This is a genomic window from Segatella salivae DSM 15606 (genome assembly GCF_000185845.1).
GTDB lineage: Bacteria > Bacteroidota > Bacteroidia > Bacteroidales > Bacteroidaceae > Prevotella > Prevotella salivae.
Window position 1 is genome coordinate 658,402 of record NZ_GL629647.1, and the last position, 12,974, is coordinate 671,375.

Here is a 12,974-nt window from a genome sequence, read left to right on the forward strand (position 1 = left end):
AAGGCGAAAAAGAAAATTTTGGTGCTTAAGCGCGGCGCGGAAAGACAAAAAAGAGATTTTGGTGCTTAAGCGCGGCGCGGAAAGACAAAAAAGAGATTTTTAGTGCTTAAGCGCGGCGCGGAAAGGCGAAAAAGAGATTTTAGGTGCTTAAGCGTGACGCAGAAAGACAAAAATAGGAAAAAACATGCTTCTGAACATTTCAGAAAGACCAAAATGAAGTTTTTCATGCTTCTGCACACTGCAGAAAGACAAAAGAGAGATTTTTCATGCTTCTGCACACTGCAGAAAGACAAAAAAGAAGTTTTTCACGCTTCTGAACGTTTCAGAAACACCAAAAAGAAGTTTTTCATGCTTCTGAACATTTCAGAAAGACCAAATGGAGGTTTTTCGCGCTTCTGAACGTTTCAGAAAGACTTAAAAAGGAAGAATTGCCGTTAGCGCATAACTTTCTGTTACGATATAGTGTGAAAAGAAGGGAGGTGTCGCGCAATTTTAGGCACATTGCGTTTGGGGCCTAAAAATCGTCAAATAAAGACAAAGATTGGTCAACAGCAGCTTCCTGTGAACTCTCCTTTTCATCATATTCATCTTGAAATTGCAACATTAGTTGTTGAGAATGTTCATTACGCAAATTAATACGATACACGCCGCGCAAATCAGTTCGCTCTATAATGGAATCAACACACTTAGAATTGCGTTTCAGATATTGGCCTACATAAGCATAAACCTCATCGAAACTGACATTAGAAAACAAGGTGTTATGGGCATTGTGAACATGGCGTGCAATCTTCTTGACCGACAATCCATCATTGCCAGCCTCAGCTAAAACTTTTAATATTTCGTTATTGTAGATTTGCATAACCAATCGAAAAAAAGGGGAACTGAACGCTTATAGTCAGTTCCCCTTTCTCTTGACTCAATATTCTCTTCAGTGAATATTATGCGAGTGTCATCAAATTGTTCTCGTCCTTAACTTTGCCCTCTTTGAAGAGCCAGCCAATACCGAGATAAACTTCTTCGGTGCTAATCTTTGCAGCTTTAGCAATCTCAACTACAGAGAGAGCCTTACCTGTTGATGCCAAAGCCTGGTAAACATCACCGGCACGGAAACCTACACTTTCAGCATTGATAGACAATACAGACTCTTTTGCTGTGGTCTTCTTGGGCGCAGCGGCCTTCTTTGTTGCAGCCTTCTTTGCAGGCGCAGCCTTTGTTGTTGCTTTCTTTTCTGCCATAACTAACAAATTAATTAATCTTTATCATAAATGTGAGCGTATCATGTCAAACATTTAAGTTGACAGCACAAAAGTAATTATTATTTTTTAAATCGACTAAGCTTATGTAAGAAAACTTACAAGCCCTTATCTTAGAGAGCTATTTTCTTGACATATATCAACATTACTCTTTGATATCGAGCTTAAGCTGCAACTCGTCTAATTGTTTCTGATCTAACATTCCTGGAGCATCAAGCATCACGTCACGTCCACTATTGTTCTTCGGGAAAGCAATGCAGTCACGAATAGAATCGAGTCCGGCAAGGATACTTACAAAGCGGTCTAAGCCGAAAGCAAGGCCTGCATGAGGTGGTGCTCCATATTTGAAGGCATTCATCAAGAAACCAAACTGCGCCTCAGCTCGTTCTTTGGTAAAGCCAAGAACTTCAAACATCTTCTCCTGAAGTTGCGTGTCGTGGATACGAAGTGAGCCGCCTCCAACTTCAATACCATTGCAAACAAAGTCATAAGCTTTGGCACGCACCTTCTCGGGTTGGCTTTCAAGCAGTGGGATGTCGTCGGGATTAGGCATTGTAAATGGATGATGCGTTGCCATGAGACGCTGCTCTTCATCACTCCACTCAAACAATGGGAAATCAATAATCCAAAGGCATTTAAAGACGTTTTTATCGCGAAGGCCAAGTCGATCACCCATTTCAAGACGCAAAGCACAAAGCTGGATGCGTGTTTTATTGGCGTTGTCTCCACTAAGAATCAGCACAAGGTCGCCATCATTGGCTCCCATGACCTTCTTGATTTCAAGGAGTTCGTCTTCACTATAGAACTTGTCAATTGAACTCTTAATAGTTCCGTCGGTGTTATATTTAATGTAAACAAGTCCTTTCGCACCAACCTGTGGCCGCTTGACAAAGTCTGTCAACTCATTAAGTTGCTTGCGACTGTAGTCTGCACAACCTGGAACACAAATACCACCAATATATTTCGCTTCATCAAACACTGAGAAAGTGCCCTTTCCAGCAAAAGCATCCTTGAGTTCAACAAACTCCATTCCGAAACGCAAATCAGGTTTATCACTACCAAAACGCTTCATTGCTTCGTGCCACGTCATTTGTTGTAGCTTGGGCAACTCAACTCCGCGAATCTCTTTGAACAAGTGGCGTGCCATCTCTTCGAACAAATTGATGACATCATCTTGGTCAACAAAACTCATCTCACAATCGATTTGAGTAAACTCAGGCTGGCGATCGGCACGCAAATCTTCATCTCGGAAGCACTTTGCAATTTGGAAATAACGATCAAAGCCTGCAACCATCAACAATTGTTTCAGCGTTTGTGGACTCTGTGGAAGCGCATAGAACTGGCCAGGATTCATACGACTTGGAACAACAAAGTCGCGTGCCCCTTCTGGCGTACTACCAATAAGTATAGGAGTTTCTACTTCAATGAAGTTTTGAGAATCTAAGAAGTTGCGAATCAAAATTGTCATACGATGACGCAACTCTAAATTCTTTCGCACCGCATTTCGACGTAAATCAAGGTAACGATACTTCATACGGATGTCGTCACCTCCATCTGATTCATCTTCAATGGTGAATGGAGGAGTTAATGAAGGTGAGAGAATTTGAAGTGTCTTTACTAAGATTTCAATATCACCTGTGTCAATCTTTGGATTCTTACTCTGGCGTTCACTGACAACACCCTTTATCTGGATGCAATATTCGCGACCGAGCTTGTTGGCAGCATCACAAAGAGAACGATCATCAGCTTCATTAAAAACAAGCTGTGTGATACCATAACGATCACGGAGATCAACAAAAGTCATACCTCCCATCTTTCTTGATCGCTGTACCCATCCAGCCAAAACTACTTCTTTTCCGGCATCAGAGAGACGAAGCTCTCCACATGTATTTGTTCTATACATAATACGTATGTGTTTATTATCTTTCTACTAAGTTGCAAAGTTACAAAATAATATTGAATCTGAATACCAATCAAATGATTAAAACAAGAACATTATCATACTTCCAAACTAAAATAATAACCTTTATTATCTATATACAAAAAGGAAACATTCCTCTATACGCATACAGAGAAGAACGTTTCCTGTTATAGAAACAAATGATTTGAACAACATTCTCAATGTTAGGGAAGTTATACGTTGCCTTGAATCATTTGCAAGAAGTATTTATGCACAAATGTGTTTTCAGTAAGTTCTGGATGAAAGGCTGTCACAAGTTGTTGGTTTTCACGAGCTGCAACAATTCTACCATCTACCTCAGAAAGCACTCGAACACCATCATTTACCTTACTAATATAAGGCGCTCGGATAAAAGTCATGGGAACAATAACATCGGCAAACGAAGCTTCTGTATTGAAACTTCCCAATTGTCTGCCATAAGCATTCCGCTTAACCTCTATATCCATAGTAGCTATTCGCTCATTCGATTCATGCTCAACCTGCTTGGCCAATAGTATTAAGCCTGCACATGTGCCAAACACAGGAAGTCCGTTTTGAATAGCTTCACGTATAGGAAGCAAAAGATTCAGTTTGCCCAGTAAAGATGCTTGTACAGTACTCTCTCCTCCGGGAATAATCAAAGCATCTTTCGACTGTTGCCAATCTGCAAGCTGACGAACTTCAAAACTTTCGACACCTAATTGATGAAGCATCTGCCGATGTTCAACAAATGCCCCCTGTAATGCAAGAACTGCGATTCTCATTTTCCGCGTTCAGCCATTAGAAGTTCTATTTCATCTTCATTAATCCCTACCATAGCCTCACCTAAATCTTCACTAAGTGCAGCGAGACAAGCAGGATCATTATAGTTAGTTACAGCTTGAACAATGGCAGCAGCACGCTTTTCAGGATTTCCACTCTTAAAGATTCCGCTTCCAACAAAAACTCCTTCTGCCCCCAAAAGCATCATCAATGCTGCATCTGCAGGTGTAGCAACACCGCCAGCGGCAAAGTTTACAACAGGCAAATGATTATGATCATGTACAAATTTAACAAGATCGTATGGTGCTTGTAACTGCTTAGCTGCTTCAAAAAGTTCATCTTCAGCCATACTTGATAGTCGATGAATCTCACCTTGCATCAATCGCATGTGACTTACAGCCTGTACAACATCGCCTGTACCAGGCTCACCCTTTGTGCGAATCATCGTTGCACCTTCTGCTATTCTACGCAAGGCTTCGCCTAAATTACGTGCTCCGCATACAAAAGGAACATTAAACTGAGTTTTATCAATATGATAAATATTATCTGCAGGAGATAAAACCTCACTCTCATCAATATAATCTATGTCGATAGCTTGAAGTATCTGTGCCTCCGCAATATGTCCAATTCGGCACTTAGCCATAACTGGAATACTTACGGCTTCTTGGATACCTTTAATCATCTTAGGGTCACTCATTCTTGACACCCCTCCTGCTGCCCTAATGTCTGCAGGGATTCTTTCTAATGCCATCACAGCACATGCACCGGCAGCTTCTGCAATTTTCGCTTGTTCGGGAGTTGTTACATCCATTATAACACCACCCTTCAACATCTGTGCAAGGTTCCGATTTAATTCTTGACGTTCATTCTTATTATTCATATTCTTTGTATTAATTAAATTATTCATGTTGAAGTTTTCTATATTCTGAAGGAGAAATCCCTTTTATTTTATGGAAAAACTTAGAAAAATGAGCTTGATTGGAAAAGCCAAACTCATAGGCAAGCTGTTGAATTGTTTTAGATGTTTCTGCCGTAAGAGATTTGGATAGCTGATCAACTATATAATCATCAATAATTGCTTTTGGTGACTTTGAAACCACGCGTTTACAAACCTGAGCTAAGTATCGTGCAGAAACATTCATACAATTAGCATAAAAAGCAACATCACTGTTTGTCTGATAATTCTGATGTACTAAGTGGATAAACTCGTGAAACAATTCTAAACTCCTACCATTAAGTGGGCTTGGCGAAACCATTGATTGTTCAACATACTTTCGGGCAAGCTGAAAAGCCTCTTCATTAGACTTTCCTTTCTGCAAATAAACAGCTACAGCACTGGTAAAAACATTCCGAACACCATGTCGTTTGATATCTTCTATGAAGTAAACATTAGGGAATGAGCACTCACCTAAAAGCAAATCATTCTCTGAATGCTGAATAATAATAACAGAACAAAGTGGTAAGAGACATGATCTAATCTGCGAGATAACATCTCGACTCATCAATTTCTCCTTCAAAAAAGAACTGATAACGGGGTCAAAAACAACATGCTTTGGCTTATACTTCACAATCGTATTGACAATAACATTCAACATTTCAACACTCCGAATCATACCTATTTTGATTACAGTAGGTTGAACATCATTGACAATTGCCTCTATCTGAGCTGCAACAATATCACATGGGATATCATAAAAACACTGGATGCCAAGCGTGTTCTGAATCGTTATTGTCGTTATTGCAGACACTGCATGACAACCTAATGCAGTTATCGTTCTTACATCTGCTTGCAAACCTGATTCACCAGTGCCGTCACTTCCCGTTATTGTTAATATCGCAGTCTGATTCATTAAATTAGAAATTAGATTACAAAGTAAAAGAATAAATTGCACAAAAAGAAATGATGTTCTCCTTTTGACAAGGAAAACATCATTTTAAATAAACTTCTATTGGATAACTTTGAAACGTATCCTAAAGGAGTGATTTGATTCATCCCAGTTCGTACCAAGCATTTCAAAACGCCCAATTTGTGAAGTAGAACGAACATGCTTACCTATACAAGGGCAGATATCAAATGTCCCTATATGAACCAAACGTAACATTTCTGATGCATCATTTGGTAACCTGTCAAGAGTAACACCATCTGGAATATGAGCTCTATCAACAAGTTCGTAAGTAATAGGTAAGTCTTCTTGAATAAGTTCATTCATCCTCCTTTCAATTTCTTCTTGTCTTGTAGGTTTATGATTCAAGATAAAGCTCATTTTACTCTTCTTCCTTTCAATATGAGCATTGTAACTCCTATCACAATGAAACATTTGAATCATTACTTGGTTGAGTAAATGTTCAGCAGTATGCGCTGGAGGGAACTCTTCTTTATTGTGTTCATTAAACAAATAATCATTATTCTTCATACTCAAATCAAACTTAAACACTCCACAACCATAAGCAGGGACCGTTACACGAACAGCCGAGTCGCATCTTAAATCTAAATTAAAGAATTTACCACTCAATAATTCTTGCGATACAACCTTCATCTCGGGAAGATGCCAAAAATCGAATGCGTGCGAAGGGATAATAACATCTGTATCTTTCTTTTCATTTGAGAAATTCGCTACAATGAGTAATACAACGTTGCCTTTCTTTCGCATAAATGCAAACTCTCTACATGAATCAAAGTGCTCACTATTAGGATTTGCATAGGTTAAATCAAAGAATTCACCTTCTTGAATTGCAACTTCCGTTCGAGAAATATGAAGTAGTTTACGATAAGATTCTGCAAGTTCTTTTTCTTCTTTTGTCAAGGACGGCGTCTCAGAGAAAGCTCGTCGAAGTGTTGAAACTGACCAATAATCAAAAATTGTAGTTCTTCCATCTAAACCACTAAAGCCCTCTTTATCCATACCTCGCTCTCCAAACTCCTGCCCACTATAAAGCATAAAAGGATTTTTCCTCATAAAAAGAGCTACAGCTACAGCTGGAATTGCTTTATATCCTTCACCCACAAAGAAATCACTCGCAATTCTTTGTTCATCATGATTTTCAAGAAAATAGAGCATATGAGCGTTGATATCATCTGTTGCTTGCCACCAATGTGTAATCTCATTAGCACTTCTTACACCCGTAATAATGCCACGCAAGCAATCATACATACCCACTTTATCATACAAATAGTCAAAGCCATTAGCAATATAGCTACGATATTGTGACATATCGTAAACTTCTCCTATAAAGATTAATGATGGGAAATTTGCTTTAATGTTTCTAATTGCATAGTTCCAAAAATCTACAGGAACCATTTCTGCCATATCACAACGAAAGCCATCAATACCCATTGAAGCCCAATACAAAAGGATATTTGTCATTTTATCCCACGTTTCGGGACGCGGATTAAAATGATAACTACGTCCTCCTGCATCACAATAGTCTACACCATAGTTTAATTTTATGGTTTCATACCAATCATTTGATGTTGGATGTGCATCGAAATGATCATTTCCTGTAGCCTTAGCGGGAATCTCGTTGTATGTAGAATGCGCTGTAATTAAACTTAAATCAAGAGGTTCTCCCCAGCAGTAATAGAAATTATTTGATGGAGAAAAAGCCATGGAAGAATTATCAGTAGCACCAAGATCCTGTACATCATGTGGTTTGCAAATAGATAAATACTCGCGTGCAACATGATTAGGGACAAAATCTATTATTACCTTCATTCCCGCAGCATGCGTACGATCAACTAATCGTTTCCATTCAGTCATTCGCAAAGAAACATTATCTGCAAGATCAGGATCAACATCATAATAGTCTACAATGGCGTAAGGTGAACCAGCCTGTCCCTTCACAAGTTCAGCATGTTGAACAGGAAGACCATATATAGAATAGTCTGTTTGTGTTGCATGTCTGATGATTCCTGTAAACCAAATATGGGTAAATCCCATATCACTCAAAGTTTTTAGAGTCTTATCATCAAACGAAGAAAACTTACCACAACCATTTTCGGCAATCGTCCCGGATTCAGTTAATGATTCGTTCCGATTGCCGAAAAGTCTTGGTAATACTTGATATATTAGTATTTTATCTTTCATTATGCAATGCCATGAGCATTAACATTCTTATCAATTCTACCAATCATCCCCTGAAGAGCCTTACCTGGACCACACTCCGTGAAATCATCTGCACCATCATGAATCATGGTTTGAACACTTGCTGTCCAACGGACAGGACTTGTTAGCTGAGCTATCAAATTCAATTTTATTTCTTCTGCATCTGTATGTGGCTTTGCATCTACATTCTGATAAACCGGACATTTAGGTGTCTTAAATGTTGTTTTCTCAATAGCTGCTTGCAATTCATCTTTAGCAGGTTGCATTAAAGGAGAATGGAAAGCACCACTAACTTTTAAAGGTAGTGCACGTTTCGCACCAGCTTCTTTCAATTTTTCACATGCAGCATTAACAGCATTGACATTACCTGAAATTACTAATTGTCCAGGGCAATTATAATTTGCAGCTACTACAATATCACCTTCAGAACTAACAGAAGCACAAATCTCCTCAACTTTTTCGTCAGGAAGACCTATAATAGCAGCCATAGTACCAGAATTAATTTCACATGCCTTCTGCATAGCATTGGCACGAGATGCCACTAACCTCAAACCGTCTTCAAAATCTAAAGCTCCCGAAGCAACAAGTGCAGAAAATTCACCAAGTGAATGACCTGCTACCATTGCAGGATTAAAGCTGTCGCCTAAACATAATGCTTGAATAACACTATGCAAAAAAACTGCAGGTTGGGTCACTTTGGTTTCCTTTAATTGTTCATCTGTTCCATTGAACATTATCTCAGTAATCTTAAAACCAAGGATTTCATCTGCTCTATCAAAATATTTTTTGGCAAGTGCATTAGTCTCATACAAGTCCTTACCCATACCAACAAACTGAGCACCCTGCCCAGGAAATACAAAAGCTTTCATTATATGATATTTAAATGTTTATAATATTCTTTGCAAAGCTACAAAAAAAAAAGCAGAAACATGCAATAGAAAAAGAAAATCCCGAAAACAAACAAGTTGTTCTCGGGATTTATATAGATTTGCTTTACAGTGCAATAATTGTTATTCTATTATTCTGCTGCTGGAGTTTCTTCTACTTCAACATCAGCTTTAGAAGTATCTTCTTCAGCAACTTTCTCTACAGGAGCGTTCTCAGCAACAACTATTACAGGTACCTTTACCTCTACCTCCTTATGGAAGTGTACTGTTGCCTCAAATTCACCAACCTTTTTGATGTCATGCATTGTAATAATCTTACGATCAACCTCAATGCCTTTCTTTGATAGTTCTTCTGCAACTGTAGCAGCATTCACAGAACCATAAAGAGCACCCGTTGCACTTACTTTCGCTGTGATTGTAAGAGAAACACCACTCAAAGCATTACCTTTCTTCTCAGCTTCAGCTTTAATAGCAGCAAGTTTGTGAGCTTGCTGTTTCAAATCTTCAGCTAAAACTTTCTTTGCTGAGTCAGAAGCAATAACACCTTTACCTGTTGGAATCAAATAGTTACGACCATAACCATTCTTTACATTCACAATATCATTCTTGTATCCAAGTCCGATAATATCTTCTTTCAGTATAATTTCCATATCAAAAATCCTCCTTTATTACTTCATCAAATCGGTTACATATGGAAGCAAAGCAATCTGACGAGCACGCTTAATAGCTTGTGCCACACGACGTTGATACTTCAAAGAAGTACCTGTAATACGACGAGGTAAGATTTTACCTTGCTCATTCAAGAATTTCTTCAAGAACTCAGGATCCTTATAGTCAATATACTTAATACCACTCTTCTTAAAACGACAATATTTCTTCTTACGAGTGTCGATTGAAGGAGCTGTCAAATAACGGATTTCTGTTTTTTTCTGCTCTGCCATAATTAAGCCTCCTCTTTTTTACCAAGTTTACTTCTGCGCTTTTCAGCATACTGTACAGCATACTTGTCAAGGCGCACTGTCATGTAACGAATTACTTTTTCGTCACGACGGAATCCTGTCTCAAGTGTGTTAACGATTGATGGTTCACCCTTGAATTCAACCAGGCAATAAAAACCTGTTGACTTCTTCTCGATAGCATAAGCCATCTTTTTCAATCCCCAGATCTCTTCATTCAAAATCTCGGCTCCATTATCTGTGAGGAGATTTCTGAATTTAGCGACCGTTTCCTTCATCTGTTCATCAGACAAAACGGGAGTCAAAATGAAAACGGTTTCGTATTGATTCATACTAATAAAATTGAAAAAATTATTATTTAAACGTTTAATTTATATTCGAAGATAAAATACTATTAGTCATTATATCTCCAAAAAGTTTTGCAAAATTACATTTAATTTGTGAGATAAACAAATTATTTTGTATTTTTGTGCCAAAATAAGATGAATGAAAAAGTTTGCTTTTACAAAAAGAAGACAATTACTAAAATTAGTAAACTTACCATTGGTATATTTAGGTGTCATTATTTTATGCATCCATCACATATTTAAATTATACCAATTGAACTATTTACTATTTACAAGTTTGGTGCTTATCGTCATTGGTATTATTGGACACACAATAAATGATAAGCACCAAAGTAAATATTAAATATCGAATTTAATCCTCTTCTGGAGTAATCAACTTATATCCCTTGCCATGGATATTAATGATTTCTATTTGAGGATCATCTTTCAGATGTTTACGCAACTTGGTGATATACACATCCATAGAACGTGCATTGAAATAATTATCATCAATCCAAATGGTTTTCAAAGCAAAGTCACGCTGCAAAATTTCATTGGCATGTGAACACAACAAAGCAAGCAATTCGTTTTCCTTTGTAGTTAATTTTGTTTGCTTCTCTCCAATCACAAGCAGTTGTTTTTGAGTATCAAAAGTAAACTTGCCAATATGATAGAGTGTGCTTTCTTTATTTTTCTTACCACGAACTCTTCTCAAAATTGCCTCAATACGGAACACAAGTTCTTCCATAGAAAAAGGCTTAGTGATATAATCATCAGCACCAATCTTAAAGCCTTCTAATATATCTTCTTTCAAGGTTTTTGCCGTTAAAAAGATAATTGGTATTTCCGTATTCGCCTGACGTATCTCTTGTGCCAGTGTAAATCCATCCTTTTTAGGCATCATCACATCTAAGACACAAATATCAAACTTTGTCTTCAAGAACTCTCTATAACCGACTTCGCCATCTGGACAAAGTGTAGCGGCATAACCTTTTGCTTGTAAATACTCACGTAGAAGCATTCCCAAGTTCTCATCATCTTCACATAAAAGAATCTTCAATTTGTCTTCCATAACTTCATATTTTTAATGTTAGTAATCTTATTTATAACTCTATAATTAACTCTCAACATAGGGTAACTTAATCGTAAAGGTCGTTCCTTTTCCATATTCACTATCTACATGGATATCTCCATCATGCAAATCTACCATTTTTTTCACATAAGCAAGACCGAGACCAAAGCCTTTTACATCATGTACATTGCCTGTATGTACACGATAGAATTTATCGAATACTTTTTTTAAGTTCTCTTTTTTTATACCCATTCCTGTATCTCTCACAGAGACACAAACCTTCTTTCCTTCATTCCAAGTCCTCAAATAAACATTCAAAGGCTGGTCAGGATTCTTATATTTTACAGCATTATCCAAGAGATTAAAAATCACATTCTGAAAATGCATATCATCAACATAGATCATGGAGTCAACTGCTTCTATCTCTGTATAAACCTTTCCTCCAGTATGTTCTACACGCAAGGTAAACGAATTCCCAATGCTCTCTATCATCTCATTGATATCTATCTCACGCTTTTTTAATACAGCTTTCTTGCGATCGTACATGCTCATTTGCAATACTTTTTCGACAAGGAACCGCAAACGACGGCTTTCATCATTAATAACGGAGCCCAAATGAGCCATCATCGACTCATTCTTCGTGACACTTTTATCATTCAACATCTGCGCAGCCAGAGATATACTGGCAATTGGAGTCTTAAGTTCATGCGTCATGTTATTTATAAAGTCATTCTTAATCTCACTATAACGTTTTGATCTAAAGATTATGACTATCGTAAAGATGAACGTTACCAACAACACCAATGTAAAGATTATACTTGGTATCATGAATCGAATACTCGAAAAAATATAATTATTCATATCCGGAAAATGAATCTTCACAACCCCCATTTTCGACTGAGGATCATTCCTAAACAGCACCTGTGAATAAGTAAATTCTTCCCCTTCATCCGAGTAATCTGGACAGCGATACACCTCTCTTCCATCCTGAGTTGAAACCGTAAAGTGATAAGGTATGTTGATACCATTATTCATTAGTTCCGCTCTCAAATCTTGATCAAGAAGCTTAAAATTAATGCGTTCCTTCAAGGGTTTATCCGAAGCAGAGTACAATATAGAATAAACGACTTCATCCAATAATGCCTTTTGATAGACATAACGATTCTTAATAATCTCCTGTAAAGACTTAGAAGCCTCAGACAAAGAGTTCTTATCCGTCTTGAGAATCATTCCTTTTGGCATTGAAGCCGGTTTTGTCGCTATGGTTTTTAACTCAAATGATGAATACACCGTACCATCTTTACCAATAGTAGAATACTGGTGGCTCTGCTGAATTGTACCATCATTGGGTTGCCCCGAACGTGTACCAACGGAATCACGAACAAAAGAACGCCGCTCACTTTCCTTCACATCTTTCTCTAAATATCGAAGGGTTTCATTCAATTCAAGATTGCGTGAAGCCTGATAAAGAGCTCGGTTGACGGATTCATCAAACTGCTCCTTCTTCATTTCTGCCATCTCCTGTATATAGCTCAACTGCAGGAATAAGAGCCCCATGAATGAGATTCCCATGATGGTAGCAATTGTCCATATCGTCCTTTTCTTCATAATGACAAAGATAAACTAATCTTTAACAAGTTAACATGAATGTGTTAAAATAATCATTCTAATTTATT

13 protein-coding genes are annotated in these 12,974 nt (G+C 37.8%); all 13 read right to left on the minus strand.

The window, feature by feature from the left end:
• Nucleotides 1–514: 514 nt before the first annotated feature.
• The 13 genes from HMPREF9420_RS02790 to HMPREF9420_RS02850 all read right to left on the minus strand — a co-directional run bounded on the left by HMPREF9420_RS02790 (nt 515) and on the right by HMPREF9420_RS02850 (nt 12,906).
• Nucleotides 515–859, minus strand: coding sequence for a hypothetical protein (locus tag HMPREF9420_RS02790; RefSeq protein ID WP_007133897.1), 345 nt, complete (start codon nt 857–859; stop codon nt 515–517).
• Nucleotides 860–938: 79 nt separating this feature from the next.
• The gene (locus tag HMPREF9420_RS02795) at nt 939–1,235 is read right to left on the minus strand and encodes a winged helix-turn-helix domain-containing protein (protein WP_007133898.1); all 297 of its coding nucleotides are present in this window, start codon (nt 1,233–1,235) and stop codon (nt 939–941) included.
• 163 nt (nt 1,236–1,398) lie between these two features.
• On the minus strand, nt 1,399–3,156 hold the full coding sequence (aspS, locus tag HMPREF9420_RS02800) for an aspartate--tRNA ligase (protein WP_007133899.1): 1,758 nt from the start codon (nt 3,154–3,156) through the stop codon (nt 1,399–1,401).
• A gap of 230 nt (nt 3,157–3,386) precedes the next feature.
• Nucleotides 3,387–3,956 carry a pyridoxal 5'-phosphate synthase glutaminase subunit PdxT gene (gene pdxT, locus HMPREF9420_RS02805; protein WP_007133900.1) on the minus strand — a complete coding sequence of 190 codons (570 nt, stop codon included), beginning with the start codon at nt 3,954–3,956 and terminating at the stop codon, nt 3,387–3,389.
• Entirely contained in the window at nt 3,953–4,834 is an 882-nt protein-coding gene (gene pdxS / locus HMPREF9420_RS02810) for a pyridoxal 5'-phosphate synthase lyase subunit PdxS (protein ID WP_044079046.1), read from the minus strand. Before pdxS ends, pdxT begins: the two co-directional genes overlap by 4 nt.
• Nucleotides 4,835–4,853: 19 nt before the next feature.
• A complete protein-coding gene (locus tag HMPREF9420_RS02815; protein WP_007133902.1) occupies nt 4,854–5,804 on the minus strand; it encodes a hydroxymethylpyrimidine/phosphomethylpyrimidine kinase in 951 nt (316 codons plus the stop codon).
• 96 nt (nt 5,805–5,900) lie between these two features.
• The gene (locus HMPREF9420_RS02820) at nt 5,901–8,039 is read right to left on the minus strand and encodes an alpha-amylase family glycosyl hydrolase (protein ID WP_007133903.1); all 2,139 of its coding nucleotides are present in this window, start codon (nt 8,037–8,039) and stop codon (nt 5,901–5,903) included.
• On the minus strand, nt 8,039–8,926 hold the full coding sequence (gene fabD, locus HMPREF9420_RS02825) for an ACP S-malonyltransferase (protein WP_007133904.1): 888 nt from the start codon (nt 8,924–8,926) through the stop codon (nt 8,039–8,041). The genes HMPREF9420_RS02820 and fabD overlap by 1 nt, the downstream gene beginning before the upstream one ends.
• Before the next feature lie 149 nt (nt 8,927–9,075).
• On the minus strand, nt 9,076–9,594 hold the full coding sequence (gene rplI, locus HMPREF9420_RS02830; protein WP_007133905.1) for a 50S ribosomal protein L9: 519 nt from the start codon (nt 9,592–9,594) through the stop codon (nt 9,076–9,078).
• 18 nt (nt 9,595–9,612) lie between these two features.
• Entirely contained in the window at nt 9,613–9,885 is a 273-nt protein-coding gene (rpsR, locus tag HMPREF9420_RS02835) for a 30S ribosomal protein S18 (protein WP_007133906.1), read from the minus strand.
• 2 nt (nt 9,886–9,887) lie between these two features.
• Nucleotides 9,888–10,232, minus strand: coding sequence for a 30S ribosomal protein S6 (gene rpsF, locus HMPREF9420_RS02840; RefSeq protein WP_007133907.1), 345 nt, complete (start codon nt 10,230–10,232; stop codon nt 9,888–9,890).
• A gap of 367 nt (nt 10,233–10,599) precedes the next feature.
• The gene (rprY, locus tag HMPREF9420_RS02845) at nt 10,600–11,298 is read right to left on the minus strand and encodes a response regulator transcription factor RprY (RefSeq protein WP_007133909.1); all 699 of its coding nucleotides are present in this window, start codon (nt 11,296–11,298) and stop codon (nt 10,600–10,602) included.
• Between the two features lie 45 nt (nt 11,299–11,343).
• Nucleotides 11,344–12,906, minus strand: a complete 1,563-nt coding sequence (locus HMPREF9420_RS02850; protein ID WP_007133910.1) for a sensor histidine kinase — start codon at nt 12,904–12,906, stop codon at nt 11,344–11,346.
• Nucleotides 12,907–12,974 lie beyond the last annotated feature (68 nt).